The organism is Vibrio sp. 10N.239.312.C11, assembly GCF_041466065.1.
GTDB lineage: Bacteria > Pseudomonadota > Gammaproteobacteria > Enterobacterales > Vibrionaceae > Vibrio > Vibrio tasmaniensis_A.
Genome location: NZ_JBFSRZ010000025.1, coordinates 1 through 24,971, shown reverse-complemented (window position 1 = coordinate 24,971; position 24,971 = coordinate 1). Strand labels below are relative to the sequence as shown.

22 protein-coding genes are annotated in these 24,971 nt (G+C 44.2%); 5 read left to right on the top strand and 17 right to left on the bottom strand.

The features are described from left to right. Positions 1–6: 6 nt before the first annotated feature. The 4 genes from lgt to rppH are packed head-to-tail and all read right to left on the bottom strand — an operon-like array spanning position 7 to position 4,456. Positions 7–828: a prolipoprotein diacylglyceryl transferase gene (lgt, locus tag AB6D07_RS12440; RefSeq protein WP_010434825.1), complete on the bottom strand. Its 822-nt coding sequence runs from the start codon at positions 826–828 to the stop codon at positions 7–9. A gap of 57 nt (positions 829–885) precedes the next feature. Continuing rightward, positions 886–1,677, bottom strand: coding sequence for a sulfite exporter TauE/SafE family protein (locus AB6D07_RS12435; RefSeq protein ID WP_017102992.1), 792 nt, complete (start codon positions 1,675–1,677; stop codon positions 886–888). A gap of 8 nt (positions 1,678–1,685) precedes the next feature. Then, the gene (gene ptsP / locus AB6D07_RS12430) at positions 1,686–3,935 is read right to left on the bottom strand and encodes a phosphoenolpyruvate--protein phosphotransferase (RefSeq protein WP_012603267.1); all 2,250 of its coding nucleotides are present in this window, start codon (positions 3,933–3,935) and stop codon (positions 1,686–1,688) included. A gap of 2 nt (positions 3,936–3,937) precedes the next feature. After that, positions 3,938–4,456 (bottom strand): RNA pyrophosphohydrolase, encoded by a 519-nt coding sequence (rppH, locus tag AB6D07_RS12425; RefSeq protein ID WP_009848435.1) that lies wholly within the window; start codon positions 4,454–4,456, stop codon positions 3,938–3,940. Positions 4,457–5,072: 616 nt separating this feature from the next. On the opposite strand from rppH, the gene mutH reads away from it, so the two are divergent. Further along, on the top strand, positions 5,073–5,738 hold the full coding sequence (mutH, locus tag AB6D07_RS12420; RefSeq protein ID WP_086017877.1) for a DNA mismatch repair endonuclease MutH: 666 nt from the start codon (positions 5,073–5,075) through the stop codon (positions 5,736–5,738). 115 nt (positions 5,739–5,853) lie between these two features. Here the strand turns inward: mutH and AB6D07_RS12415 are convergent, their stop codons facing one another. From AB6D07_RS12415 to xerD, 8 genes are all read right to left on the bottom strand, one after another. Further along, positions 5,854–6,165, bottom strand: a complete 312-nt coding sequence (locus tag AB6D07_RS12415; RefSeq protein WP_009848433.1) for a DUF6482 family protein — start codon at positions 6,163–6,165, stop codon at positions 5,854–5,856. Positions 6,166–6,357: 192 nt separating this feature from the next. Then, positions 6,358–6,609: a hypothetical protein gene (locus tag AB6D07_RS12410; protein ID WP_004735015.1), complete on the bottom strand. Its 252-nt coding sequence runs from the start codon at positions 6,607–6,609 to the stop codon at positions 6,358–6,360. Positions 6,610–7,181: 572 nt separating this feature from the next. Then, the gene (vpsR, locus tag AB6D07_RS12405) at positions 7,182–8,516 is read right to left on the bottom strand and encodes a cyclic-di-GMP-binding transcriptional regulator VpsR (RefSeq protein WP_009848431.1); all 1,335 of its coding nucleotides are present in this window, start codon (positions 8,514–8,516) and stop codon (positions 7,182–7,184) included. A gap of 275 nt (positions 8,517–8,791) precedes the next feature. Beyond that, a complete protein-coding gene (gene lysS, locus AB6D07_RS12400; protein ID WP_009848430.1) occupies positions 8,792–10,324 on the bottom strand; it encodes a lysine--tRNA ligase in 1,533 nt (510 codons plus the stop codon). A gap of 98 nt (positions 10,325–10,422) precedes the next feature. Continuing rightward, positions 10,423–11,521, bottom strand: a protein-coding gene (gene prfB / locus AB6D07_RS12395; RefSeq protein ID WP_100208942.1) for a peptide chain release factor 2 whose coding sequence is annotated in 2 segments (ribosomal slippage) — positions 10,423–11,445 and positions 11,447–11,521 — 1,098 coding nt in all. Because the reading frame shifts where the segments join, the coding sequence is not laid out codon by codon here. 251 nt (positions 11,522–11,772) lie between these two features. Continuing rightward, positions 11,773–13,509, bottom strand: a complete 1,737-nt coding sequence (recJ, locus tag AB6D07_RS12390) for a single-stranded-DNA-specific exonuclease RecJ (protein ID WP_017102990.1) — start codon at positions 13,507–13,509, stop codon at positions 11,773–11,775. 80 nt (positions 13,510–13,589) lie between these two features. Beyond that, positions 13,590–14,369 (bottom strand): thioredoxin fold domain-containing protein, encoded by a 780-nt coding sequence (locus AB6D07_RS12385; RefSeq protein ID WP_017102989.1) that lies wholly within the window; start codon positions 14,367–14,369, stop codon positions 13,590–13,592. A gap of 26 nt (positions 14,370–14,395) precedes the next feature. Then, positions 14,396–15,310 (bottom strand): site-specific tyrosine recombinase XerD, encoded by a 915-nt coding sequence (gene xerD / locus AB6D07_RS12380; RefSeq protein WP_009848426.1) that lies wholly within the window; start codon positions 15,308–15,310, stop codon positions 14,396–14,398. 150 nt (positions 15,311–15,460) lie between these two features. Here xerD and fldB point away from each other — a divergent pair, with 150 nt between their 5' ends. Then, positions 15,461–15,982, top strand: a complete 522-nt coding sequence (gene fldB / locus AB6D07_RS12375) for a flavodoxin FldB (RefSeq protein ID WP_009848425.1) — start codon at positions 15,461–15,463, stop codon at positions 15,980–15,982. 162 nt (positions 15,983–16,144) lie between these two features. Here the strand turns inward: fldB and brnQ are convergent, their stop codons facing one another. Beyond that, a complete protein-coding gene (gene brnQ, locus AB6D07_RS12370) occupies positions 16,145–17,458 on the bottom strand; it encodes a branched-chain amino acid transport system II carrier protein (protein WP_017100503.1) in 1,314 nt (437 codons plus the stop codon). A 314-nt stretch (positions 17,459–17,772) separates the two neighbouring features. On the opposite strand from brnQ, the gene AB6D07_RS12365 reads away from it, so the two are divergent. Together AB6D07_RS12365 and srmB are read left to right on the top strand one after the other, a co-directional pair. Next, positions 17,773–18,501, top strand: coding sequence for a tRNA1(Val) (adenine(37)-N6)-methyltransferase (locus AB6D07_RS12365; RefSeq protein WP_017098336.1), 729 nt, complete (start codon positions 17,773–17,775; stop codon positions 18,499–18,501). 107 nt (positions 18,502–18,608) lie between these two features. Then, on the top strand, positions 18,609–19,874 hold the full coding sequence (srmB, locus tag AB6D07_RS12360; RefSeq protein ID WP_009848422.1) for an ATP-dependent RNA helicase SrmB: 1,266 nt from the start codon (positions 18,609–18,611) through the stop codon (positions 19,872–19,874). A gap of 134 nt (positions 19,875–20,008) precedes the next feature. On the opposite strand, the gene yaaA is transcribed toward srmB, so the two are convergent. Next, entirely contained in the window at positions 20,009–20,785 is a 777-nt protein-coding gene (gene yaaA / locus AB6D07_RS12355; protein WP_017102988.1) for a peroxide stress protein YaaA, read from the bottom strand. A 243-nt stretch (positions 20,786–21,028) separates the two neighbouring features. Beyond that, positions 21,029–22,459 (bottom strand): sodium:alanine symporter family protein, encoded by a 1,431-nt coding sequence (locus AB6D07_RS12350; protein ID WP_009848420.1) that lies wholly within the window; start codon positions 22,457–22,459, stop codon positions 21,029–21,031. Between the two features lie 711 nt (positions 22,460–23,170). Here AB6D07_RS12350 and AB6D07_RS12345 point away from each other — a divergent pair. After that, positions 23,171–23,359 carry a DUF3545 family protein gene (locus tag AB6D07_RS12345; RefSeq protein WP_009848419.1) on the top strand — a complete coding sequence of 63 codons (189 nt, stop codon included), beginning with the start codon at positions 23,171–23,173 and terminating at the stop codon, positions 23,357–23,359. Between the two features lie 151 nt (positions 23,360–23,510). On the opposite strand, the gene AB6D07_RS12340 is transcribed toward AB6D07_RS12345, so the two are convergent. Both AB6D07_RS12340 and ung read right to left on the bottom strand, forming a co-directional pair. Next, positions 23,511–24,062 carry a hemerythrin domain-containing protein gene (locus tag AB6D07_RS12340; RefSeq protein ID WP_017102987.1) on the bottom strand — a complete coding sequence of 184 codons (552 nt, stop codon included), beginning with the start codon at positions 24,060–24,062 and terminating at the stop codon, positions 23,511–23,513. Positions 24,063–24,148: 86 nt separating this feature from the next. Continuing rightward, entirely contained in the window at positions 24,149–24,829 is a 681-nt protein-coding gene (ung, locus tag AB6D07_RS12335) for a uracil-DNA glycosylase (protein WP_017102986.1), read from the bottom strand. Positions 24,830–24,971 lie beyond the last annotated feature (142 nt).

The window sequence follows — 24,971 nt, the reverse complement described above, 5'->3', positions numbered from 1 at the left end:
AATTCCTTACTTCGTTTGTTGTGGTAATTCATCTTTGTAGTGACCACGCTTGTATGCCCAAACCATCATCAGCACACCGATGATAACCATTGGCAGTGACAAAATTTGTCCCATAGAGATAAATCCACCGAACAAACCTAGGTGAGCATCAGGTTCACGTACGTATTCAACTAAGAAGCGGAATGTACCATATCCTGCTAGGAATAACCCTGACACAGAACCAAGAGGACGCGGCTTTTTGATAAACCAGTTCAAGATGAAGAACAACACAATGCCTTCAAGCGCCATCTCGTAAAGTTGAGATGGGTGACGAGGAAGTGGACCACCATTCGGGAATACGATTGCCCATGGCACATCAGTCACACGGCCCCAAAGCTCACTGTTCATGAAGTTGCCTAAACGACCCATGCCTAAACCAAATGGCACCAATGGCGCTATCATATCTGCGACACCAAAGAACGTTCGACCGTTCTTTTTGGCATACCAGAACATAGCAGTAATTACACCAAGCAAGCCACCGTGGAAAGACATACCACCGGTCCATACCTTAAAGAGGTAAAGCGGGTCTGCTAGGAAAAGGTCAAAGTTGTAGAAAAGCACGTAGCCAATACGACCACCCAGCACCACACCAAGGAAGCCAGCAAACAGGAGATCTGATACTTGCTCTCGAGTCCAACCACTATCTGGTTGATCGGCTCGGCGATTTGCTAACCAAAGAGCAAACATAAAACCAACAAGGTACATAAGGCCGTACCAACGAACTGAGATTGGTCCTAGTTCAATAAGAACAGGATCGATATTTGGGAATTCGATAAAACCCTGAGACATACTTGGCTCTCTATCTAAATTGATTAACGGTTAGCTCAATAGCTAACAGAAAAGACACTACAGCAGCATAGTGGCTGCTATAAACATTAAAAATACCGCAAAGAATTTCTTCAGAACAGAGGTTGGTAATTGAGTGGCCAGTTTCGCACCCACTCGAGTGGTCAACACTGAGGTACAAGATATCGCAATCAAAGCCGGCAGATAAACATAACCTAAGCTATACGCAGGAAGATCATCGACAGAAGATCCATGCCAAATGAAACCTAGCATTCCCGAAATCGCGATAACACAACCGCATACCGAAGATGAGCCAACGGCTTTACGCATTTCCACACCGTGATGGTTGAGGAAAGGTACCGACAAAGACCCACCGCCAATGCCCGCTAAACTTGATACCAAACCAATACCGCCACCACACAACACGGTTTTAGCTGAACCCGGCATCGACTTTTGGCTCTTAGAGCGAATCGACAACAGCATTTGCAACGCCAATACCAAGACAATCACACCAAAGACTTTTGGTAAGTATTGAGCTGGAATCACATCGGCCACGAAAGAACCTAGGAAGCCACCGACCACCACTCCGGGCATCAACCATTTAACGACAAACATCTCTACGTTACCCAATTTTAAATGGTTAATCGCAGACGATCCCGACGTAACGATGATGGTTGATAACGAGGTAGCCAATGCCATTTGCATCGCAAACTCTTGAGGGATACCCGCTTTAGGAAGCAAAAAGAGTAAAGCAGGAACCACCAGCAAACCACCACCAATGCCTAGCAAGCCAGCTAAAACACCAACAATAGCACCAAGGCCTGCTAGCAAGCCTGTCAGTTCATATGACACGTTAAATCCTATTTTTTACCCGCTCGAATGAAGCCTGTAAATTCACGCTCTTCGAAATAGTTGAGCATCATACTATAGATGTCACTTCCATACGGTTTTGATAGCGCCTCATTTGCCAAATCTTGCAGTTCACTAAGCTTAGATTGACGAATCAAATACTTAGTCCTTGCGACATTTGAGGTGTTCATACTTAACGTCTCATACCCTAACCCAATCAAGAGCAATGCACCCATTGGATCACCCGCAAGCTCTCCACATATACACACCGGCAATTGATATTGCTTACAAGTATCATGGATATGTTTCAATGCCATGATCACTGCAGGGTGCATGGATTCATAGACATCAGAGACACGGGAATTGTTCCGGTCAACCGCCAATAAATATTGAGTTAAGTCATTGGTGCCCACCGAAACGAAATCAACTTTATCCGCAATAAGCGGAAGAAGGTAAAGCATGGATGGCACTTCAATCATGATACCGATACGCGGCATACGCACTCGGTTATCAAGCTCATGCACTTCGTCATACGCTTGTTCAATCAGTTGGAACGCGTCATCCAGCTCCTGCGCACCAGAAATCATCGGCAGCAAGATACTCAAGTTATGGCTTTCACAGCTCGCACGTAGCATCGCACGTAACTGAATAATAAAGATGTCGGGGTGATCAAGGGTAAAACGAATACCACGCCAACCAAGGAATGGATTATCTTCTTCTATTGGGAAGTAAGGTAACGCCTTATCTCCACCAATATCCAAGGTTCGCATCACCACTTGCTTCTCAGGGTAACTCGCAAGCACAGAACGATACTGTTTGAATTGTTCGTCCTCTGACGGAAACCTTTGCTGCAACAAGAAAGAAATTTCGGTTCGATACAGACCAACCCCATCAACCCCTTGGTTGATAGCGATGTTAGTGTCTGCACTCAAACCCGCATTAAGCAGAATCTCGACTTGCTTGTCGTCTTTCGTTTTTGCCGGTAAGTACAGTTCTCGATTGACCATAGAGGAGAGCTCACTCTCTTCTAGAATCAGCCCCCGATACTCTTTGAGCAGGTTTTTAGTCGGCTCAATAAAGATCTCGCCGCTATACCCGTCAACAATCGCTTGCTTACCATTAGCTTGCGAAAGATTAAGGTTAACCCCCATAACAGAAGGGATACCCAAAGCTCGAGATAAAATCGCTGCGTGCGAGTTCGCCGCCCCTTCCAAGGAAATAACCGCTAATAGTTTTTCTTTAGGAATAGACGCTAATACAGAGGCCGTTAACTCACGAACCACCAAAATAATCGGTTTATCTAACGTGCGAAGTTCATGTTCAGAATTGTGGAGGAAATAGAGCAGCCTTTGACCAAGCTCTCGGACGTCTTGCGCTCTCTCCCGAAGGTACACATCTGACATACGAGCAAAACGGTTAGAGTAACTCTCAACAACCTGTCTCAATGCCCAATCGGCTTTGTCGCCTTTCTGAATTTGGCTCTTGAGATCCTTACGTAACATCGGATCGTTGAGTAAGTGAGTAAACAGATCAAAGATCGCCAACGCGTCTTTATTGATTTCACTGTCTAAACGCTTTCGCATTCGCTTGAAATCATTGAGAGCATTTTCGACAGCGACTGCCAACAGCTCATGCTCCCTTTCAACATTGAGCGTCGAAGCAGGGTAAACATCGGTGAGTTCAGGCTGAGTGTTGTCCCACCATAAGTCACCAATCGCCACACCCGATGAAGCTGCAATACCTTTGGTCGCAGGTAGCTTCTGTTGCTCTAACAGCCAATGGCCTTGAGTTTGGGCATGCGCCACAATAACCGCAAGTTGTGCTGAGAGTGTAACAAGGAAGGATTCTTCCATCTCACTGAATAAACGGGGGGACTTCTGTTGGATGACCAATACGCCAAGCACTTGCTTGCGATAGATAATCGGAGTGCCGAGAAAAGAGTGATAAACCTTTTCTCCAAGCTCTGGAAAAAACTTATAAGCAGGGTGAGCAGACGCCTGTGCAAGGTTGATCGGTTCAGCACTTCTTTTAACAAGGCCAACCAAACCTTCGTCAAAACCAATGTGAATGCTATTGCCTTTGAAGATCAGGCCTTGAGTTGCCATCAACTCAAGACGCTGCATATCATTATTTGCCAAATACACGGTGCAACATTCCGTCTGCATCGCGCTGCATGTCTCTTTAACCAAAATATCAAGAGCCGTCGACACATCTTCAACTCTTGATACGTGTTCAACTATTTCCCTTAGTTGGCTGAGCATGCTTAACCTCTACGCAATTTGCGCTTTCCTTTTGTTTTTCGCTCTTTAAACGGCATTGCTAAAGATGCGAATTCTTTCATCGCTCGACGGTAAACATCTCGCTTGAAAGATACAACTTGTCGAACCGGGTACCAGTAACTCACCCAACGCCAACCATCAAACTCAGGTGTGCTTCCACGCTGCATATTGATATGCGATTCATCGCAATCTAAGCGTAAAAGAAACCACTTCTGTTTTTGTCCAATACAGACAGGTTTAGAATCCCACCGAACCAGTCGTTTGGGCAGCTTATAGCGTAACCAATGACGACTTGTCGCGACGATCTTTACATCCTTTTTAGTAAGGCCAACCTCTTCATACAACTCGCGGTACATTGCCTGTTCCGGAGTTTCACCTTCATCTATTCCCCCTTGAGGGAATTGCCATGAATGTTGCCCGTATCGTTTAGCCCAGAAGACCTGACCATGGTTGTTACAGATTACAATACCAACATTTAATCGGTAACCATCGCCATCTATCACTGGCCAACCTCTATCTAAATTTTTAATTACACTGATTTTTCCACATATCCCCAATCGGAGCAAACTTAGTGACGTGACAAGCGCTATATTTATGAATAATAACTACGAATATGGATAAGTTTTGCTCAAATCTTAGTTACCCACACAAGAGTGAGACATAGACCACATTTATTCACCTTTTCTGTGAATAACTATGTGAAGAATTACCCTCAATCGTTTTTTTTAATCCATAGATTCATCAGAACCAAAAACAAAAAACCACCCACACCAAAATAAAACAATTAAAAATCAATAAATTAAAATAAATCCATCAATTTTAAAAACATGAAAAAAGCAAAAGATCTTTTAAAAATCACCCGTGATTAAAGATCAACCACTCCGATGTTTATCCACACTAGTAAGTGAAAGATTCATTTCAAACCCTATTTAGCAAGCATTTTATCCCCTGCAAACCCCTGTTTATTTATCCACTAAATTAATATTTCAATTAATTACCTTCATGTCCTGTGGATAACCATGAGTTTGATCCCTTCTCTAGCTAGGCGATCATTTCTTAACCAGTCGTCATATGGTGATAACTTCTGGTAAAATCATTTTTTTGATCATGCCTTTTATTATGAAACCAGAACCACAAACACAACAAGAGCTGTTAGACAGAGCATATGCTATTGCAGGAATGACCTTCAAAGAGCTCGCCGATGAAGCCAATATGGTTGTACCAAACGACCTAAAGCGAGATAAAGGCTGGGTTGGACAACTATTGGAATGGCACTTGGGTGCGCCAGCTGGCAGTAAACCAGAACAAGATTTTGCCAAGCTCGGGATCGAGCTAAAAAGTATCCCGATTGGTTATTCAGGGAAGCCACTCGAAACCACCTTTGTTTGTGTCGCGCCATTGATGGGCGTGCAAGGCATAACGTGGGAAACCAGTCACGTTCGAAACAAGCTGTCTAAAGTGTTGTGGATCCCGGTAGAGGGAGAAAGAGAGATCCCACTGGCAGAAAGGCATGTAGGATCCCCTTTATTGTGGACACCAACCCAAGCGGAAGACGAGATCTTAAAAAGGGATTGGGAAGAGCTCATGGAGCTGATCGTGTTAGGTAATGTTGAACAGATAACAGCAAGACACGGCGAAGCACTGCATTTGCGACCAAAAGCCGCCAACAGTCGAGTGTTAACAGAAGCTTACGGTGCAAGTGGGAAACCAATAAAGACCAAACCTCGTGGTTTCTATCTACGAACTCAATTCACCCACAGATTGCTGACAACCCATTACGCATAGAAAGCCATTACGCATAGAGGTTTTATCTAGCATAGATAGGCTAAAAGATCAGTACGTTATAAACCGTCTCAATTTAGAAGTAATTTCTCACTACAACGCTCGTTAAAAATACTCTCTAATGAGGTTTGAGCGCCAGTTCAATATCGCAGTAGCTTTGGTTGGGTTCATTACCAAACTCATCATACGCGTTGTGCAAGCGAAGGTAGGCCTTTTCAAAGCCGAGCCGGAGTAATTCCTCTTTCACTTGATCCAAGGATCCAAAGTGAAGCGGCTCGCCGTCTTGCTTTACCGGTTCTAGCTTGTGTTTGTACTCCACCGCCAGTAGATATTCTGAGATATCAGAGCAACCAATAACGTACACTTTCGGTGTCTGATAAGAGTCTTTGTGCTCTCCATGTAACCACATGTCTAATTGATGCTTCTGCATAGTCAGCCTCCCTTGCTCTATAAAGCTTAGCCGAACTATTTACCTTTACTAGATAACGACTTAAAAAAGCAAAAAAGAGAAGCAATAGCTTCTCTTTTTTGGCCAGTTCTAGTTCAAAAATTTGCACTTTCGACGCCATAACCATCACTGTGACTTAGCTTAGGGGTTGAACGGTGCTATCAACCCCGCAGATTACGTCGGTATTCGCGCACTTAGGACACGACGAAGATGGCGTACTCGGCGCTCAATCGTGACAACTTCAGGCTCAGAAAAACCAATTGGTCGACCATCGGCTTCAAGGCCAATATCTCTCAATAAGTGAGTATTGTTCCACGGTAGATCATATGAACTACGACGAACTTTTCGTTGCCATTCACGCTCTTCACGACGAAGATCGGCACGGATAAGGACTGTTGCTAGTTTTAAGTATACTGAGTGACGCATTATAACTCTCCAGTTGTTGAATCAACTGAGGAAAAATAGCGTTCTAGATAGTATGAGGGCTTCTCACTTAGCTGCTATTTTTCCGCAGCCAAATAAGGGTACGGATCTATTAGTTAGGTTTATCTTGGGTGTTTCGATCGGCCATGGCTGATGTGTGTGACATATCAGTCACCATGTCAGTACACGGATCAAACGACGCGCAAATATGCTGTATAAAATCGAAATGTTTCATTTGCGCCTCCAAGCTAACTAAGAAATCCAAAAAGAAATGGGGTTGTAAAAGCAGACAAGTCTTTGTTAAATCGTTGCTTTCACGGTTAAAGTCTAACCAAGTGAGTATATTATTCAACCGATAATTGGTTAACATTTTTAAAACAATGCATTCGCCTGAAATATCAGTTGCATATTCATTTACATATAACATATTCACTATGATTATATAAAATCACAGCATATCTATCTTAGGGCTCTCTCTATAGAACAGCGGACTATCCTTCAGAAACAAAAAAGCCACGTATGATACGTGGCCCTTGAATTTTCACTCACCGGATAGAGTCAATGAATAGAACGTTCTAAACAACGCCCTCAGATATAAGACCATGTTTATTGAGTAAGCGGTACATAGTTGCGCGTGAAACTCCAAGCTCCTTAGCGGCCAAAGACACTTGACCACCATAAGATTCCAACACAATGAGTAAAGCATCTCGCTCTGAACGTTCACGTATACTTTTCAGACTGCGGCGTTCATCATTCTGTTTTGGTAAATCCAGTTGATGATCCTCAATGATGACAGCATCAGACATCAACACAACACGCTTAATCTGATTCATCAATTCACGAACGTTGCCAGGCCAATGGTAGCGACTCATCGAGCGGATAGCATCGTCTGAGAAGCTCTTCGCTTGCGCATTAAACTCTTTTGAGTACTCACGCAGAAAATGATTCGCTAGCACTGAAATATCACTCACACGTTCTTTTAAGCTAGGAACATGAATACGCAGAACATTGATGTAATGATAAAGCTCTTCATTGAAGTCGCCCTCGATCAATGCCTTTTCAATATCAGAAGAGTTAGCAGCCAAAATGCGAACATCAACCGACTTAGCTCCCTTCGTGGTTTCAATTTTCCCTTCTTGTAAAAAGCGTAAAAGGTTCAATTGTTGATTACGAGGCATCGCTAGGACATCGTTGAGTAAGAGGGTTCCGCCATCGGCTTCTTCCAACATACAAGGCGCTGCCGTTGCTGGGGCTGAAATACCAAACATCTCAGTCTCTATCCTCATTTCAGATAGAGCACGGCAATTCACAGTTAAAAATGGTTTCTGAGCTCGCGATGAATTTTGATGAATGGAACGTGCAATTGTCTCTTTTCCTGTCCCACTCTCACCGTAAATCAGGATACTGACATCAGTCGGCCCAATGCGCTTTACTTGGTCTCTCAAACGCTTCACAGCCACAGAGTCGCCAAGCAAACCCATATTGTTGTTGATGCCGTAGTTTGGCCATACTTTCTGCTCAAGCTTGAGCATACCCAATTGGTGACCAATGGTACTCAATAACTGGGCATCTGGGATTGGCGCCGTGAAAAAGTCGATACAGAAGTTCACGATAAATTGGCAAATGGTATCAGAGCTCAATTGCGATTCACGAATAAAGGCGAGCCATCTTACTTGCTTGTTGTTGCTCACGAGATTAGCGATACCGTTAAGGCTAAACTCATCATGACTAAGATCCACAATGCCAATGCAGGGGCCAATATCAGTAATTAAGGCATCGGCTTTTCGTAAATCTGCACACTGGGTACATTGCCAACCCACTTGTTCTAACACTGATAACCAGGGTTCGTACGCACCACCAACGACGATAAGAGAACCTGGTAAGGAATCCATCTTAAATTGAGTTCCCATCCTTCTTCCTTATTCTGTTTTTATTTTTTCAATCAGGCTAACACGAGTTAAACGAATCATACGGGTACAAAGTTGCCGCAAGATCGTATTCAGATCCGATACGTATAGTAATGAGACTATCTTAGATTTTTTGTCTCAATGGTAAGACTATGTCATAAATAATCATTTTTCGAATCAAGAGTGCGGTACGAGCTAGGTTTTGACGCTAAAAACCGAAAAAGCCACCCGAAGGTGGCTTTTAAATTACACGGGCAGTAACACCCCATAAGCGAAAATTACGCTTGTGGGCGCATTGCCGGGAACAAGATCACGTCACGGATTGTGTGCGTGTTAGTAAATAGCATCGCTAGACGATCGATACCAATACCTTGACCCGCTGTTGGCGGTAGGCCGTGCTCTAGTGCAGTAATGTAGTCCGCATCGTAGTACATAGCTTCGTCATCACCCGCGTCTTTTGCGTTAACTTGTGCTTTGAAACGCTCGTCTTGGTCTTGTGCATCGTTAAGCTCAGAGAAACCGTTCGCTACTTCACGGCCACCGATGAAGAACTCAAAGCGGTCTGTGAAGAATGGGTTGCTGTCGCTACGACGAGCCAGTGGAGAGATGTCCGCTGGGTAACCCGTGATGAACGTTGGTTGAATTAACTGAGGCTCAGCCGTTTCACCAAAGATCTCTTCAAGAAGCTGACCACATGTCCAGAACTTCTCAACGTAAAGACCCACTTCTTCTGCAATTTTAACCATCAATTCTCTGTTCTGAAGATCATCTTCAGTCAGAGCTTGAATGTTTGCATTTTCAGGTGTGTAGTGTTTGATTGCATCGAACATGCTCATGCGAGCGTAAGTGCCACCGAACTCAACTGTTTCGTCACCGTAAGGCATAGAAGTAGAACCAAGAACGTCCATCGCCGCTGTGCTTAGCATCTCTTCCGTTAGATCCATTAGATCTTTGTAGTCAGAGTACGCTTGGTAGAATTCCATCATTGTGAATTCTGGGTTGTGACGTGGAGAAAGACCTTCGTTACGGAAGTTACGGTTGATCTCGAATACACGGTCAAAACCACCAACTACTAGACGCTTAAGGTAAAGCTCAGGTGCAACACGTAGGTACATGTCGATGTCTAGTGCGTTGTGATGAGTGATGAATGGACGTGCTGTTGCACCGCCTGGGATCACGTGCATCATTGGCGTTTCAACTTCTAGGTAGCCTTTTGAGCTCATGAAGTTACGGATTGAAGACACAAGCTTAGAACGCACGATGAATGTGTTACGAGAGTCTTCGTTCACGATTAGATCAACGTAACGCTGACGGTAGCGCATCTCTTGGTCAGTTAGACCGTGGAACTTCTCTGGCAGAGGACGAAGTGCTTTGGTTAGCAATTCAAACTCTTCCATGTTCACGTAAAGGTCGCCTTTACCAGACTTGTGAAGCGCACCTTTAACACCGATGATGTCGCCGATATCTAGGCCTTGGTACTTCTCTTTCAGTACTTTTTGAACGTCTTTCGCTGCGTACGCTTGGATACGACCAGAAGTTTCTTGAATCGCTAGAAATGGACCACGCTTCGCCATAATACGACCTGCGATCGCAACGATGTGGTTAAGCTCTTCTAGCTCTTCCTTAGTCTTCTCACCGAATTCCGCTTGAAGATCGCCAGCTAGGTGCTCACGACGGAAATCATTTGGGTGACCGTTAGCTTTGCAGTTTTGGCGGATATGATCCAGCTTGCTACGGCGCTCAGCGATTAGTTTGTTCTCTTCAGGTGAAGAAGCTTCTTGTGCATTTTCGTTTTGAACAGCATCAGTCATTTGAGATGTACCCTGCTTTTATAATTTGGACAGCTATATTTTTGAAAATATAGGCATTTTTACCAATATTATTGGTAAAGCTTAATAGTTGATAAAGCTTACAGACCTGATTTCAGGCTAGCTTCAATAAACTTGTCTAAGTCACCGTCAAGAACCGCTTGAGTATTACGGTTTTCGATGCCGGTGCGTAAATCTTTGATACGTGAATCATCCAGCACGTAAGAGCGGATCTGACTGCCCCAACCGATGTCTGATTTCGTTTCTTCGCTCGCTTGTTTTTCAGCATTTTGCTTTTGAATCTCAAGTTCAAAAAGCTTAGCACGTAGCTGCTTCATCGCTTGATCTTTGTTCTTATGCTGCGAACGGTCATTCTGACACTGAACCACGGTGTTAGTTGGAACGTGAGTAATACGTACCGCCGATTCCGTGGTGTTTACGTGCTGACCACCAGCGCCAGAGGCACGGTATACGTCAATACGTAGGTCAGAAGGATTAATGTCGATCGTAATGTTGTCATCAATCTCAGGATAGATAAACGCAGAAGCAAATGAAGTATGACGACGACCACTTGAATCAAATGGTGACTTACGAACTAGACGGTGAACACCAGTCTCTGTGCGTAACCAACCGTAAGCGTACTCACCAGAGATACGTACTGTTGCGCCTTTAAGGCCAGCAACATCGCCATCAGACACTTCGATAACTTCAGTCTTGAAGCCTTTCGAATCTGCCCAACGCAAGTACATACGCAACATCATTGAAGTCCAGTCTTGAGCTTCTGTACCGCCCGAACCTGACTGTAAATCGATGTAGCAATCTGATGCGTCGTGATCACCAGAGAACATACGACGGAATTCCAATTTTTCTAACTTAGCTTCAAGCTCAGCTAGTTCTGGCTCAATTTCATCGAACGTTTCTTGATCTTCTTCTTCAACCGCAAGCTCTAATAGGCCATCAACATCCTCAACACCTTGGTCAAGTTGGTCGATCGTTTCTACTACCGCTTCCAATGCTGAACGCTCTTTTCCTAGCGCTTGAGCACGCTCAGGTTCGTTCCATACATCCGGTTGTTCTAATTCTGCGTTTACTTCTTCTAGACGCTCTTTCTTTGCGTCATAGTCAAAGATACCCCCTCAGGATATTTGTGCGCTCAGACACATCCTGCAGACGGTTTTTTATAGGATTGATTTCAAACATTTTAGCTCATCATTTATGAGTAGAATTTAACCGGAGAATTGTACTCAAAAGTGTGACGGAGATACAGAATTTTTTAGAGTGGTACACCAAGATTCAATAACTTAATCGGATATAAAATTGACGGGCAGAAAAAACACGTAAAATTTGTAAGGCAATAAAGGAAAACAAGCCCTGTTTTTGAACAGAGCTTGTTGGATTAGGTACTAAATGATGAACCTCATTCAGTGAACGATAACGCTATTTGGCTTCAACTATTTCGCTTCGATATGATCAATCATCAACTGCAACGATTGATTGCCACGAAACTCGTTAATATCAAGCTTAAACGCAAGATGTACCGTTTTCACTGAGGCATCAGGCCAGCGACGTAGGTCAACATTAAAGGCAATACCATCAATCATCACATTGGTCGGGTGGCCTTTATACAATGGCTCAAGCATTAACTTTAGGTGCTTTTCACCCACTAATTTTTGATGCAGAACTTTAAACTCACCATCAAAGATGGGCTCAGGGAAAGCTTGTCCCCACGGACCACCTGAACGCAATGTTTCAGCGGTATGCATTGAGAACTCTTCAGGTAGCAGCTCACCATCAGACAAGATAATGCCCTTAAGTGCCGTCTCACCGAGTTCTTTACGCACAACGTCATCAAACATCTTGCTGAATCGCTCGAAGTCTTTTTCCATAATGGTTAACCCGGCTGCCATTGCGTGACCACCAAACTTCAAGATCAGGCCAGGGTTTTGAGTGTCGATTCTGTCTAGCGCATCGCGCATGTGCAAACCTGGAATCGAACGACATGAACCCTTAATGCTACCTTCACCACCATCAGCAAATGCGATCACTGGGCGGTGATATTTGTCTTTGATACGCGAAGCTAGAATACCAATTACGCCTTGATGCCAATCACGTTGAAACAGAGCCAAACCAGAAGGCAAATCGTCTTTACCAAATTCAAGGCGCTCACAAAAAGCCATCGCTTCTTGTTTCATGCCCTCTTCGATCTCTTTACGTGTTTGGTTCAAGCCATCTAACTCGCTGGCCATTCGACGCGCGGCATGGATGTTATTACTCATTAGCAGCTCAACACCAAAGGACATGTCATCCAATCGGCCAGCCGCATTGATACGTGGACCAAGCGCAAAACCAAAATCGGAGGCAACTAAACGCTTAGCATCTCGCTTAGCAATTTCAATCAAGGCTTGAATACCCGGACGAGCTTTACCCGCACGAATGCGTTGTAGCCCTTGGTGGACCAAGATTCGGTTGTTTTCATCAAGTGGTACCACATCTGCAACAGTACCCAGAGCCACTAGGTCAATCAGTTCCATCAACTTGGGTTCTGTCATGCCGTGTTGAGCAAACCAGCCCAACTTACGCATATGAACACACAATGCCATCATCAGGTAAAAGGCGACACCCACACCGGCTAGCGCTTTTGAAGGAAATGCGCAGCTTTCTAGGTTGGGATTGACCATTGCATCTGCAATCGGTAATTCAGAACCAGGCAAGTGATGATCAGTAACCAGAACCTCTAGTCCTTTCTCTTTAGCGAAGCGAACACCGTCAATCGAAGAGACACCGTTGTCCACGGTCATGATCACTTCAGCACCGAGTTCGATCGCCTGTTCGACAACCTCAGGGCTCAAGCCATAACCATCTTCAAAACGGTTGGGTACTAGATAATCAACGTTAGAGCTGCCCAACATACGCAGAGCAAGCACAGACAACGCCGAACTGGTTGCGCCATCGGCATCAAAGTCACCAACAATGATGATGCGTTTTTGCTGCTGAATGGCTTTGAACAACAATTCAACCGCAGCATCAATGCCGCCCAGTTTTTGATAAGAGTGCAAGCCTTTCGCTGCTGTCTCTAGTTGGTCAGCACTGTCGATTCCACGACTCACATAAATACGCTTTAATAAGTCAGGTAAGTGAGCAGGTAAGACTGAAATGTCGACCTCAGGACGGCGTTGGATCTCTATCATATAAAAATGGGCCTGATATCAATCAGGCCACTCCTTAAATCAAAAACAGGGGGGAATAATAGGTAATAAAAAAATGAAGATTACTGCTCTAAACGCTGAATAAGTTGCGCCGGAGGTAAGTAACCACTCACCAACTCACCACTTGCTAGCACGATAGCCGGAGTGCCATTGATGCCAAGCTCACGACCGAGTTGGTATTGTTTAGCAATGATCTGCTTTTGCTCTGCTAGGTCTTTACCAGACGCTGGCATTTGACGATTGACTTTAGCATCATGCATAGCTGTTTTTGGATCATCAGACGCCCAGATTGCCGCCATTTGATCGGCAACTTGCCCTGTCGCACCTTGGCGTGGGTAAGCCATGTAACGAACGGTGATACCCAGATCGTTGTAGCCTTGCATTTGACTGTGCAGACGAACACAGTAGCCACAAGTAATGTCAGTAAATACCGTCACAACGTACTTTTCGTTATCTGCTTTGTATTCGATAACCGTATCCGACATCGCTGCTACTTTTTCAGCATTCAGTGGAGCCTGACGCTCAGCCAAAACATCACTGAACTTACCGTTTTCATCCAAAGAGTAAAGTGTACCGGCTAGAAAATGATCGCCCTCTGGAGAAGAAAAGATAATACCGCTGTTGGTTTGAACTTCTAAAAGACCATCGATATCCGAAGGAACAATCTTATCGACCTTAATACCGATTTTTTCAAAACGCTTAGTTAACGCAGCTGTATCAATAGCTTGAGCTGGAGCAGCTTCTACGGCTGTTGATATTGTTTCTACTTTCGCTTCTGATGCATTACATGCAGTAATCATGAGAGGAAGCGCTAGTAGAGGAAGACGGCGTAATACGCTCATTAGGTTCACCTTAAAAATAAATGGATTTAAGCACGTGGGTGATGCTGAGCGTGAATTTGCTTCAGCCTTTCAGTCGCCACGTGAGTATAAATTTGGGTGGTCGATAAGTCACTATGTCCAAGCAACATCTGTACGACCCTGAGATCGGCACCATAGTTCAGTAAATGAGTGGCAAAAGCATGTCTCAATACGTGTGGTGACAATAGATCCGTGTCGATACCAGCGATAACCGAATAATGCTTGATACGATACCAGAACGTTTGACGAGTCATTTGCTTCGCGCGTTTACTCGGAAAAACCACATCCGAGCTGTTATCACCGAGTAATTGTGGGCGACCTTGTTCAATAAAAGTCTCTATCCAATCGACGGCGTTTTCGCCCATTGGCACCAAGCGTTCTTTACCGCCCTTACCAATAACACGCACCACGCCCTGTCTTAGGCTGATGTTTTCCATCGTCAAACTGACGAGTTCCGTAACACGCAGACCAGTTGCATAGAGTAACTCAAGCATCGCTTTATCGCGAAGCTCGATTGGATCGTTTGGATCTGGCGCTTCAAGCAGCGAATCCACTTGCTCTTCACTCAAATCTTTTGGCAAGCGCTTCGGCAGTTTTGGACTGATCAACAGCGCACTAGGATCGTCGGCTCTTACTTTCTCGCGGTGTAGATATTGAAACAAGCGACGAATGGCCGACAACATACGAGCACGGGAAGTCTGCTTAAAGTCAGCATCGGCTAACCAACCTTGATAATCCTGTAGTCCTGAAAGACTAATAAAATCGAGGCGGTAATTGTTCTTTTCCATCCACGTTAGAAGCTTAGACAGGTCGGTACGGTACGAGACAAGCGTATTCTCCGATAATCCTCGCTCCATCCACATAGCATCTAAAAACTGTTCTACTAGACCGTGGTCTGCGCTCTGCCCTTGAGGCGACTGCATAGTGTTACTCACAATATTGGAAACTGTTTTGAGAGTATGCCAGAGCAAATATGAATGCCATAAAAATTACGACTTGAGCGGATAATCGCTGCAATCGAAGTCGATTTATGGTTAGAATTCGCCATCTGAAATTAAAATTGAACGTTTGCTATGAAAATTGGATTATTTTACGGCTCAACCACCTGCTACACAGAAATGGCAGCAGAGAAAATTCGCGGCATTATTGGTGAAGACCTAGTTGATATCCATAACGTGAAAGAAACCCCTCTTTCATTGATGGCGGACTACGATCTTTTACTGCTCGGCATCTCAACTTGGGACTTCGGTGAAATCCAAGAAGATTGGAATGAACTGTGGGAAGACATTGCAACCACGCCAATGAAAGGCAAGGTTGTAGCGCTGTTTGGTTTAGGTGACCAAGAAGGCTACGGCGAGTGGTTCTTAGATGCGATGGGTCTATTGCATGATGAGCTGAAAATCGCTGGCGCAGAGTTTGTCGGTTTCTGGCCAAACGATGACAGCTACGAGTTCGAAGCGTCTAAAGCTCTCACTGAAGACCAATCTCAATTCGTTGGTTTGGCGCTTGATGAAGATTCACAATACGAACTGAGCGACGACCGTATCGCTAGCTGGGTTGAACAAGTACTGGTTGAGTACAGCGAAAAGCTATAACCAAACAGAAGTACACTCAGCTAAGTAACTCAGTAGCGAAGTAGCGAAGTAGCGAAGTAGCAGAATATTAAAAGATCACAGAATACAAAAAGGCCTCATTACTGCGAAGTAATGAGGCCTTTTCTATTTCATGTCGAAGGACAATGTCATCTCAACGGAAGATTAAACAGTCTCTTCAGCCATCTCTTGCTCTGTTGATTTACCAACGAAGAACATACAGATGATTGCGGCAGTCGTTGGAAGCAACCAACCCATACCGATTTCGAACAATGGCAGCATGTTCATTGCAGATACATCCATACCTGCAACTTTAGCACCATCGATAAGAGCAAACAGTAGAGACACTAATACCACTGCGCGGTAAGCCGCTTTTGGATTAGGGAAACGGCTGCGCAAGAATGTCAGTGCGACCAATGCGATTGCTACTGGATAAAGTGCAAACAGAACTGGAACAGACAGAGAAATTAACTGAGAAAGGCCAACGTTCGCTACGGTTGCACAAGCTACACCGTTGATGATTACCCAGGTCTTGTAAGACAAAGGTGTTAGCGAGCTGAAGTAATCAGAACATGCTGATACAAGGCCAATCGCCGTCGTTAGACAAGCCAATAGTACGATCACAGAAAGCACGAGTTGACCTGAAGGGCCAAACAAAGATTGGACGTATAGGCTTAAGATAGCGCCGCCATTATCTGCACCCGCTGCAACTGTTGCGCTTGTTGCGCCCAGGAAGAACAGAGAGATGTAAACAAATGCTAGACCCGCTGCGGCAATACAACCCGCACTAATTAGGTACTTAGTTGTTGCTGCGCGGTCAGTCACGCCTTTACTGCGAATTGCGTCAACAATCAGCATACCAAACATCAAAGCAGCAAAAGTATCCATGGTGTTGTAGCCTTCAAGGAAACCTTTGGTCAGTGGCTGAGTGATGTACTCACCGTGAGCCGCAAGGACATCACCTTGTGGGTTAATGAACACAGCAACTGCCAGTACAACCAAACCAACGAATAGTGCAGGCGTAAGTACCTTGCCAATAACGTCAATAAGCTTACCTTGTGACCATGAGAAGAACATCGCTACCACAAAAAATGCAATCGAAAAGAGAGTTAGATGAACTTGAGTCGCATCAATGAAGAACGGCTTTACCGCCATCTCATAAGCAACAAGACCGGTACGTGGTGCAGCAAATGCGGGACCGATGATGATGAAGATCAGCACAGCCATGATAGTTGCTGCTTGCTTAGGAAGATCTTTGGTTAGATGACCCCATGAACCACCCGCCACTGCGACCGCGACGATAGTGATTAACGGCAGACCAACGGCAGTCAGCAGAAAACCAGACATCGCTGGAAGAAAGTGATCACCAGCTAATTGGCCAGCTAGAGGTGGGAAGATGATGTTACCCGCACCTAAGAAAAACGCAAAAAGCATAAAGCCCAATGCCATTATATCTGTTAGTTTTAGACTCTGTTTCACAGATAATCCTTAATTATATTTATGAGTTTATGTTGTGCTTACATGAATGTTACAGCGAGAAGCTGCCAATCAATCTTTAAAATAGTCGCGCATAATGACGAAACACTCGGCTAGCTGCAAGTCACCATAAAAAAACACCATATAAATTTGCATATATAAACAAAAAGTAGTGAATTAAACTAAATATATGCAGATTAACATAATTATTAACCAATCATTGTTAGCAACAATAGATAAGCAATTAGAATATTAATTTACACAAATAGTTAACATTAGAGCTAATCACTTAAAATATCTCGATAATCAGAATATTCATGAAAGACAAAACGATAAATACTAAAAGCTTCAATTTTAAGAGGTTCTCTATTTACGGAGGACAGAGCGGCATGCCTGTTAGCACCGATGGAGTACTACTCGGATCATGGATTAACCTTGCCCCTGAATCATTAGTACTCGATATAGGGACAGGAACAGGTCTGTTGGCCTTGATGGCTGCGCAGCGTTTTGAGGATGCTTCAATCTCTGCGATCGATATTGATCAGCACGCCATTGATGCTGCCACAGTCAATATTGAGCAGTCGCCTTGGCAAGATCGTATCTCCCTTCATCACGACAGCGTGTTAACCACGGATTTCTCGCAACAATTTGATGCCATAATTTGTAATCCGCCCTACTTCAACTCTGGTGAACAGGCACAGCAAAGTCAAAGAGCCACCGCTAGACACACCGACAGCTTGGATCACCTTCAACTTGCCCAGTGTTGTTTCGAGATAACAACTGATGCCGCCACCGCCAGTTTTATACTGCCGACGCCCGAAGGAGAAGGCTTCATCAAACTTGCCGAGCAATGTGGTTGGTACCTAGCAAAGCGCCTTGATGTGAAAACAACCGACAAAAAACCGCCCAGCAGAATCCTGTTTGAACTATCTAAAGATCCTGTTAGCGAGCAAGATTTGCAGCGTGAATCGCTTACGATCCATCACGATGGCGGTTATAGCGAGGCATTTATTGCCCTTACTAAAGATTTTTATCTCAAGATGTAGCAAATACCATGTGATCCTAATCACTAATGCTTCTATAATGTCCGACTACTCTTTTTTATCGTCTGCTTTTTGAGGCAGAAACATTTATTGCTTGTGGAGAAACAACAGTGATCAGAACCTTTGCAGAACTCGATCTAAACCAAGAGCTGCTTAAAGCAATTGACGAAATGGGCTACGAACGCCCAACACAGATACAAGCTGAAGCAATCCCACAAGCGTTAGATGGAAGAGACGTTTTGGCTTCTGCGCCAACAGGTACTGGTAAAACAGCATCATTTGTATTGCCAGCACTGCAATACCTACTGGATTTCCCACGTAAGAAATCTGGCCCTGCACGTATGCTTATCCTGACGCCAACGCGTGAGCTAGCAATGCAGATCACCGAACAAGCACGTGAGCTTGCTAAATACACCAGCCTAAATATCTTTACGATCACGGGCGGTGTGATGTACCAAGAGCACGCAGATATCTTAAGCACGACTCAAGATATCGTAGTCGCAACACCTGGTCGTCTGATGGAATACATTGAAGGCGAGCGTTTTGACTGCCGTGCGATTGAATGGCTGGTTCTCGATGAAGCTGACCGTATGCTAGACATGGGCTTTGGTCCTGTTGTTGACCGTCTGTCTGCAGAGTGTCGCTGGCGTAAACAAACTTTACTTTTCTCAGCAACGCTAGAAGGTAAAGGTATTGAAGGTTTCACTGAAGACCTTCTGAAAAATCCAGCAGAGATCGATGCAAAATCGTCATTGCGTGAACGTAAGAAGATAACTCAATGGTATCACCGTGCCGATTCAGCTAAGCACAAGCTTGATATCCTAAAACATATCATCACAGAGCAAGCTGAACGCAGCATCATCTTCTTGAAGACTCGTGACCGCCTAGGTGACCTACGAGCTCAATTAGAAAGTGCACAGATCCCTTGTGTATGGATCCAAGGTGAAATGCCTCAAGATCGTCGTAACAACGCGATTTCTCGTTTCCGCGACGGTTCTATCAACGTACTGCTGGCAACGGACGTCGCAGCTCGTGGTATCGACCTTCCAGATGTGAGCCACGTTATTAACTACGACATGCCACGTACTGCAGATGTTTACCTACACCGTATCGGCCGTACGGCTCGTGCAGGTAAGAAAGGTAACGCGGTTTCTATCATTGAAGCGCACGATCAGCTAATGATTGAACGTGTGGCTCGTTACACTGAAGATGCGATCAAAGAACGCTTCATCGAAGGCATGCGTCCAACGCATAAGAAAGCCGCGGTAACGAAGAAAAAGAAACCGAAGAAAGAAGATAAGAAAGCGGTAGCGAAGCAAAAAATTGCTAAGAAAAAGAAAATCGCTAAGAAAAAGAAAGCCGTTAAGAACAAGTAATCTAACCGCCTTTCAATGATTCAATAAAAAGCCCCATGCAGTTATCTGCATGGGGCTTTTCTCTATCTGGCCTGTCTCGGTCTCTAATATTAACTACAGGCTAAAACCGAGAGTAACTCGTTAGCCAAGGGCTGTTAGTTTTGCTCTTCACGCTTGAAGACTAACTCTTTCGCGTTCGACTCTTCTTCAACGAAGTAGTAACCTGCGGTATCAAACTTGGTTAGCGCTTCCACTGAATCGATTTTGTTCTCAATGATGTAGCGAGCCATCATGCCACGCGCTTTTTTCGCGTAAAAACTGATCACCTTGTATTGGCCATTCTTACAATCTTTAAAAACTGGCGTGATGATTTGACCATCAAGGCTCTTCGGCTTCACCGCTTTAAAGTATTCGTTCGATGCTAGGTTAATCAACACATTGTCGCCTTGAGCATTCAGCGCTTCATTCAGCTTATCTGTGATGATGTTACCCCAGAACTGGTACAAGTTAGTACCACGAGCATTGGCCAAACGTGTACCCATCTCTAGGCGGTATGGCTGCATCAGATCTAACGGCTTAAGCAAGCCATATAACCCAGAAAGCATGCGCAGGTGATTCTGTGCGTAGTCAAAATCATCGTCCGACAGTGTTTCAGCATCTAAGCCTGTGTAGACGTCACCTTTGAACGCCAAAATAGCTTGGCGAGCATTCTCTTGGGTAAAGGTCTCACTCCATTGCTCAAAGCGCGCTACGTTCAGCCCAGCAATCTTATCGCTTACCTTCATCAGTGCTGATACATCAGCAGGTGTCAGCTTACGACACACTTCAATAAGCTCTGCAGAGTGCTCAACAAACTCTGGCTGGCTGAAGCGCTCAGTCGCTAATGGTGATTCGTAATCTAATGTCTTGGCTGGAGAAACGACAACTAACATAACTTTACCCTAATCGGTTATCTAACTGGATGCAGCTAGAGTATAGAAAAAACATCAACTTGTCTTTATGACTCTTCCTATTACTTTGATAGACAGATCTAGCTGTAAGTCGCTTACAAAGAAGAATCTCTTACAAAGAAAAATCGATAATAAAGAAAATATCGCAGGCAAAGAAAAAGGCTAAGGTCGAAACCTTAGCCTTTCTAATGATTTTAGGATGAGTGATGAATCACTCCAACAAGATTACTTCTTCTTGTTGTTAACCCAAATACCATCTTCCAATTGAGCCTTAAGCTCTGGGAAATCATCCGCATCGAACGTGGGTACTTTACCCGCGTCTAATTGACGGTTGTAGTCTTTCGCTAGCTTAATCACGATACCCGACAGCAAGATGATCGCTACCAAGTTCACAATCGCCATTAGGCCCATCGATACGTCAGCTAATGCCCATACCGTTGGCAGTGTCGCGAGAGAACCGAACATAACCATACCCAGTACAACGATACGGAACAGCACTAGGCCCTTCTTGTTGTTGTGCTCTAAGAAGATAAGGTTTGTTTCTGCGTACGAGTAGTTTGCAATGATTGAAGTGAAAGCGAAGAAGAAAATCGCTACCGCTACAAAGATACCACCCCATTCGCCGACTTGTGCTGTTAGTGCACGTTGCGTTAGTTCGATACCCGTTACTTCACCGTGCGGTACATACTCACCAGACATCAGGATGATAGCTACTGTTGCAGAACAGATAACAATTGTGTCCATGAACACACCTAGCATTTGCACATAACCTTGTGATGCTGGATGCGGTGGGTAAGGCGTAGCAGAAGCTGCTGCGTTTGGCGCAGAACCCATACCCGCTTCGTTCGAGAACAAACCACGTTTGATGCCGTTAATCATCGCTTGTGCGATTGCGTAACCTAGGCCACCCGCTGCTGCTTCTTGCAGACCGAATGCACTCTTGAAGATAAGAGCCAGAACTTCAGGCACTTTCTCAATGTTCATTAGCATTACGTAGATAGCGATAGCTAAGTAAGCCAGTGCCATAATTGGAACAATGATTTCTGCAGTGCGAGCAATCTTACGGATACCACCAAAGATAACGAATGCAGAGATAATTACGATACCAACACCAACGTAGCTGCGCTCAAAGTCGAATGCCGTGTTCATTGCGCTTGCAATCGCGTTCGCTTGAACCGCGTTGAATACAAGACCGAATGCAATGATTAGGAAGATAGAGAATAGAACCCCCATCCAACGCATACCTAGGCCTTTCTCCATGTAGTATGCAGGGCCGCCGCGGTAGTTACCGTCGTTATCACGCGTTTTGTATAGCTGTGCCAGTGTGCTTTCTGCAAACGATGTTGCCATACCTAGCATGGCAATTAGCCACATCCAGAAGATAGCGCCAGGGCCACCAGCGGTTAGTGCTACAGCAACACCAGCCATGTTACCCGTACCGACACGTGCTGCTAGACTAGTACAAAGTGCTTGGAAAGAGGAGATACCTGCACTGTCTGCTTTACGGCTGTTTCTAAGAACAGAAAACATGTGGCCGAAATGGCGGAATTGAATGAAACCTAGTCGTACAGTGAAGTAGATACCCACACCAACGAGTAAGTAAACTAAGATAGATCCCCAAAGGAGATCGTTCATCAAATTGATTAAGTCTGTCACGTGAACCTCGTAATTGAGTTTAAGCACCGATCTTGCTTCCTAGCCTTCCTCTAGATCACCTATGCCAGTGTCAATAGTTGTGTCGGCATTAGATTTATATTTATTTGTTGCGATCTAGATTGTAAATGTCGCTTCATGCATCCATTTTACGTATCGGTGTATTTTTTGACGGGCGGATAATGCAGCGAGACGGCCTAAAAATCAATATGAAAATAAACACATATTAAAATGACATTTCACTAATAATACACCTTTTGTTAACACAACTTTCAACAATAGCGCCTAATAAAAATCACATTGTCAGGACATAATATCAACAAAAACTAAGGTACTATAAAAACAAAAACACCATCCCGTAAAAATGACGTCAGCCTAGGTTTTACAAGGTATAGTGAAGATCTGTGTTTTTTTCTAGGGTAATGAGATCCCTATACTACACGGCACAATGCGCACTTAAATGCACTGTAGTCAAAATGCTATTCCATTTGCACAATGAATTAACATTCAATCCCCCCTAATTTAATCGTTTACTTAAGTTTGTTTGCTTGTTTTTTGTACACAAAAATCCCCGAAATGTGTGAGCATGCATAATAAAACAAAACAAAATCTTCATACACTTGAAACAAATGAGAAACAAATCAAGGTTATTGTGAACTTAAATATGATATTTAATGGTTCGTAAGAACGAATCCCACGGAAGGAGATATGCTTATGGATAGCTTTCAATTCGATGAATTATCAGAACTAGAAATGCCTCGTACCACTCAAAAAACACGCTCTAAACCACTCAAACGTAAATGGCGTGAAATTGAGGCAATCAATGATCGTAGACAGCTTGAGAAAGAGCTTAGAGAGATGAACCTAGGTCTCGATTTTAGCCTTGACGATATAAAGCTTTAATCAGCACGATAAGAAATCAGATAGCAAAAAGCACCTGTATAGGTGCCTTTTTTATTTTACGAGGTATTTAATCCGCTCAAAGCGTCATTTGGGAACTAGCCCTCTAAAATAGAGAGCATCTAAAATAGTCACGCTTCAACATGACAACTGGCTAAACGCACTCTTGTTCATTTTGTCGAACACGAGCCGCGAGTTGGCGGTACTCATCAGCAATTGTCTCTCCAAAGACAGGGTCGTCTTCAGGTTGAAGCCATTGAGACTCCACCTCTTGCCAATCTTTAACTGTGAACGACTCAACAATCATTGGTAACACATGCTTCTCTTCATATTCCATGTGTTTTCGTTGAGCTTTAACAAAAGCTTCAAGCTGCTCAATAAATACTTGTTGAGGAACCACCGCATCTTGAAGGATCATATCGACCACACCTAAAAAGTCCGCCGTTTTCTCGGAAAGCAATTGATGCTCCAGTTCCAAGTCTTCAATCACTTGATCACTGCCATATTGCTTTAGGTAGTAACGATAAATAACATCTTCTTTCGGGTGATGCACCTTGTCTGAATGGTTCATCAGATAATGAACCACCTCTGCGATCAGGCTATAGTTTATTTCTCGCTCTTGTTTTAGAAACTCTAACTTATTGTTGAGTATCGCTAGCAAACGAGCCATATAGCCATGCTCTCGTCTTATCCTTTCAATCATCATAGTATTGCACTCCATTACACCTACTGTTTATAAGTGTATATGAAGATAGCAATTTGTGGTTTGACCCTGCTCAGAAAACCATCAATCTACAGTGCCAGTGGTAATGTCCAATCGATAGGCTGTTGATTAATAGAAGAGAGTAGCTCGTTGGTCATCGAAAAATGCTGACAACCGAAGAAACCACGGCGTGCTGATAATGGTGATGGATGAGGCGCAACCAACACATGGTGCTTATCTGCATCAATCGCTTGGCCTTTCTTCTGGGCGTGTGCGCCCCACAACAAGAAGATAATCGGTTCAGAGCGCTGATTGAGCTCTGCAATAATGGCATCGGTAAAGGTTTCCCAACCACACTTAGCATGTGAGTGGGCTTTTGCCTCTTCTACTGTAAGGACAGTGTTCAACATCAACACCCCTTGAGATGCCCAAGAATCGAGGTAGCCATGGCTCGGGATCTCAAAGCCCTCTATATCTTGTGCAAGCTCTTTGTACATATTACGTAGAGAAGGAGGGATTTTTACACCTGGCAGTACAGAAAAAGCTAAGCCATGAGCTTGGTTAGCGCCGTGATAAGGATCTTGCCCTAGGATAACCACGCGTACGGACTCGAAAGGCGTCATATCGAAGGCACTGAACACCTGCTCTTGAGGAGGGTAGACGGTTTTCCCACTATTGCGTTGCTGTTCAACAAACGCGAGGACACTCTGAAAGTACTCTTTGTCACGTTCATCATTAATAATGGATTCCCAAGTCTTTGGTGCGCTCATCGTTTTACTTCCCAATCATCAAGGTTTCTAGGGGCTTTCGCCAGACAAAAAATAGCTGTATCGGCTAACTGTCCTAAATAAGGCTTTAGGGCGTGTTGACCTTTCGTGGTTAAATTTTGTTCGAGATAAAAGCGTTTTAATC